This is a genomic window from Bizionia gelidisalsuginis (assembly GCF_008086185.1).
In the GTDB taxonomy this organism is placed as follows: domain Bacteria; phylum Bacteroidota; class Bacteroidia; order Flavobacteriales; family Flavobacteriaceae; genus Bizionia; species Bizionia saleffrena.
Window position 1 is genome coordinate 1 of sequence record NZ_VSKN01000095.1, and the last position, 852, is coordinate 852.

Genomic DNA, 852 nt, shown 5'->3' on the forward strand with positions numbered 1-852 from the left:
TGCAGTCCATTTGGTCTTTGGTTTAAATAGCAGATATCGACTCCTGGCCAGCAACTGTCTATGGGTATCTCCGTTAGCGAGAAGTTCTGGTCTATGCGTTTTTTCTGTTTTTCTAGCTTCTTCAATAGCTTTATTTTCTATTTCTATAACTTCCCATCTTAATCGGATACGTTCTTCTTGGACTGCTTCTGAGGCTAGTTTTTGAACATGAAATCTATCGGTCACGATTTCTGTCCTGGGAAAACATTTTTTAGCGATCAAATTCATATTTCCAGCCATATCGACAGTAACTTCTTTGACTATATTTCGTCTTCCCACAGGGATTTTATTAAGTACATTGATGACGTCATTCGCTTTGGTTCCCTTTATAATGGCCACTATGCTACCTTTCTTTCCGTTAGCATCTTTATTGGTTAGAATCGTGTAGAGTTCACCGTTGGACAAAGAGGTTTCATCCAAACTTAAATAGTAGCCTAAATTTTTTCCAAAGAGCAACCAGTCCTGTGCATGTTCCTTTTGGGGCCAATCTTTGAAGTCGCTAATATGGTTTTTGTAGTGATGCTGTAAGGTTTTTCCATTAATCTTATAATAGTCGCCAAACCGTTTTGCGCTTACGGCATTAGTATCAAGCGATACCTTTTAAAAAAGAGGCAAACTCGCTGGTTATCCGAGTGCCTTTAGCTATTAAATCCCAATCTCTTTTTATGATTTTCCCTGTACCCATAAGAGTCCATCGTCTACGCTTTATATGGAGCAGTACCGATTTGCCTCTTAAAGGGAAATCTTCAACGGTTATCTCAGGCAAGAAGCCTTTGGATTGCGCTAATTCTGATTGGTACTCCTTGGGCAGCA

General features: G+C 39.6%; 2 protein-coding genes. Both read right to left on the minus strand.

What is annotated here, in order from left to right; genetic code table 11:
- On the minus strand, positions 1-582 hold a 582-nt coding region (locus ES677_RS15180), incomplete at its 3' end, for an ISAon1 family transposase (protein ID WP_148381744.1).
- Between the two features lie 43 nt (positions 583-625).
- Positions 626-852 (minus strand): ISAon1 family transposase N-terminal region protein (locus tag ES677_RS15185; RefSeq protein WP_148381742.1); only part of this gene is annotated, 227 nt, incomplete at its 5' end.